Raw genomic sequence first — 2,689 nt, forward strand, 5'->3', positions numbered from 1 at the left:
AGTCTTTCGGGCCAGTTTTCCTTTGGGGTTTCCATGGCCTTCGTCATCATGGAAACGAAGGATTCAAGGCGTTCGTCCTTGAAATTGCGCGGAAGCTTGGGTAGCTTGTCCAAGTTGACATTTGGAAAATTTGCTTCGGCGCGCCGTACGATAGCGAGCATGAGCTCGATGGGCATCACCTTGTAGGGGGGACGGTCTAGTTCTTCCGCCTGTTTTTCGCGCCATTCCCACAGGTTTTTCAGAATATTCAGAGCGCAGGGACCGAGCGGGGCCGATCCAGAAACTCGCCAGGGATCTTTTTTCGAAGGGGCGGGATTTTTTGCGTGCTCGATGAGGGCTTCGCATTGTTCCGTGAGCCATTCCATGCGCCTGATGGCTTGCAACTTTTCGACCAGAATTGCACAGAGTTCATGCAGATAGAATGTGTCGTGAATGGCGTATTCGCACATCTCGAGTGGGAGCGGCCGCGTAGTCCAGTCTGCACGCTGGTTTTCCTTCTTGAGTTCGTCCCCAAAATACTTGCGGACGAGGTCTGCTAGGCCCAGGTGTTCTTCGCCCAGGATCTTGGCGGCGAGCATTGTGTCAAATATGTGCCTCGGTGAGAACTGGTAGGTCTGCCACAGCAGTCTGAGGTCGTAGTCGGCCCCGTGGAATATGAGCGTCTGCATGGCCTTCGCCTTGAACAGGGGCGTAATGTCTATGTCGCAGAGCGGATCCACGATGTAATGGTGTTCGCCGATGGTAATTTGGATTAGGCAAAGACGGGTAGTATAGTGGTACATGGAGTCCGCCTCGGTGTCGACGGCAGCCATTTCGTAGAGTTCTAGGTCCTCTAGCAGGCCTGCGAGGGATTCTTCGCTATCTACCAGTATGTATTTCTCGTCTTGTAACATGTAGGGAGAAATGTAACTAAAAAAAGAATTGTTATCTTTGTGCCCATGAAAAAAATTTCCCTTACGGGCATCAAGCCCACCGGCACTCCTCACTTGGGTAACTATCTGGGTGCAATCCGCCCCGCTCTTGAACTTTCCAAGACCTACGATACGGTCTACTTTATCGCTGATTACCACGCTCTCACTACCGTGCAAAACGGTGCAGAGATGCGGGCCAACATCTACAAGATTGCGGCTACCTGGCTTGCTCTTGGTCTGAACCCGGAAGAAGGCCTGTTCTACAAGCAGAGTGACATTCCCGAGATTTTCGAACTCAGCTGGGCGCTCAGCTGCTTTACGCCGAAGGGCTTCATGAATCGTGCCCACGCTTACAAGGCGAAGGTCGAAGCGAACAACGCCGCCGGTGAAGACCCGGATGCCAACGTGAACATGGGCCTCTACTGCTACCCGTGCCTGATGGACGCCGACATTTTGATGTTCAGCGCAGACATCGTGCCGGTTGGTAAGGACCAGAAGCAGCATGTGGAATTTGCTCGTGATATCGCCATCAAGTTCAACAAGCATTTTGGACAGGATGTGTTTACGATTCCGGAACCGGTGTTCCAGGAAACCACGGGTATCATCCCGGGTCTCGACGGCCGCAAGATGAGCAAGTCCTACGACAACGTCATCGACATCTTCCTCGAAAGTAAGGCTCTCAAGAAGAAAATCGGCAAGATTGTCACGAACTCCCAGGGTATCGAAGAACCCAAGGATCCGGACACTTGCAACGTATTTAAGTTGTACAAACTCTTCGCGACTCCGGAACAGACCGAGGCGCTTGCCGCCCGCTACCGCGCAGGCGGCATGGGCTGGGGACACGCCAAGCAGGAACTCCAGAATGTTCTCGAAGAACACCTGGGTGCTGCCCGCGAAAAATACTTCTACTTGCTGAATCACACCGAAGAAATCGACAAGATTCTTGCCTACGGTAAGGAGAAGGCTCGCGTGAAGTCCAAGGCAATGATGGAAAAAGTTCGTTCCTTGTTAGGCACGTATTAATGACCGCTCGGACTAGATCCGGCAACTAGGTTCAGGACTGGCTGGCCCTCGCTCTCTCCTGGCTCGTTCCTAGACGAATCTGAAAATTTATTTCGTGTATGAAAATACCCCCGGTTAACGCCCGGGGGCATTGTTTCTATATTTCGTGCTATGAGAATCGTATTTATGGGTACGCCGGAATTTGCGGCTTGTTTTTTGAAACATCTCAAAAAATCTGATTTTGCGGATGTGGTGGCGGTAGTGACTCAGCCAGACCGTCCTGCAGGGCGTGGGCGCGTACTTACGCCCCCGCCAGTCAAGCAACTGGCGCTCGAATACGCTCTCCCGGTGCTGCAACCGACTGACTTGAGGTCGCCCGAATTCGAGGACGCCCTGCGAGCTTTTGATGCGGACCTTTTCGTAGTTGTTGCGTATTCGATTTTGCCGAAGAATATTCTTGGGGTCGCTAAATTCGGTGCCGTGAATGTTCATGGAAGTCTGCTCCCTAAGTACCGCGGAGCTGCCCCGGTTCAACGCGCCATTGCCGATGGCCTTAAGGAAACCGGAGTGACCGTTTTCCGCTTGGATGAAAAGATGGACCATGGCCCGATTCTTGCCCAAAAGACGGTGGTGATTGACCATCAGGATACGACCGCTAGCCTCTTGGAAAAGATGGTTGCGCCTGGCTGCGAAGCGCTGGACGATGCGATTCACCAGCTCATGGAAGGCCGCGAGAAGGACTTGACGCAAGATCATGCACAGGCAAGCGGTGCACC

The 2,689-nt window shown here is 52.9% G+C and carries 3 protein-coding genes; 2 read left to right on the forward strand and 1 reads right to left on the reverse strand.

Going from position 1 to position 2,689, the window contains the following annotated elements:
* The coding region (locus Q0628_RS09570) for a ribonuclease D (RefSeq protein WP_298770478.1) at positions 1 to 893 on the reverse strand (893 nt) is incomplete at its 3' end.
* 45 nt (positions 894 to 938) lie between these two features.
* Between Q0628_RS09570 and Q0628_RS09575 the strand changes: the two genes are divergently transcribed.
* Both Q0628_RS09575 and Q0628_RS09580 read left to right on the forward strand, forming a co-directional pair.
* Positions 939 to 1,934: a tryptophan--tRNA ligase gene (locus Q0628_RS09575; protein WP_290732060.1), complete on the forward strand. Its 996-nt coding sequence runs from the start codon at positions 939 to 941 to the stop codon at positions 1,932 to 1,934.
* A gap of 150 nt (positions 1,935 to 2,084) precedes the next feature.
* Positions 2,085 to 2,689 (forward strand): methionyl-tRNA formyltransferase (locus Q0628_RS09580; RefSeq protein ID WP_298770479.1); only part of this gene is annotated, 605 nt, incomplete at its 3' end.

It is taken from the genome of uncultured Fibrobacter sp. (assembly GCF_937877005.1).
GTDB lineage: Bacteria > Fibrobacterota > Fibrobacteria > Fibrobacterales > Fibrobacteraceae > Fibrobacter.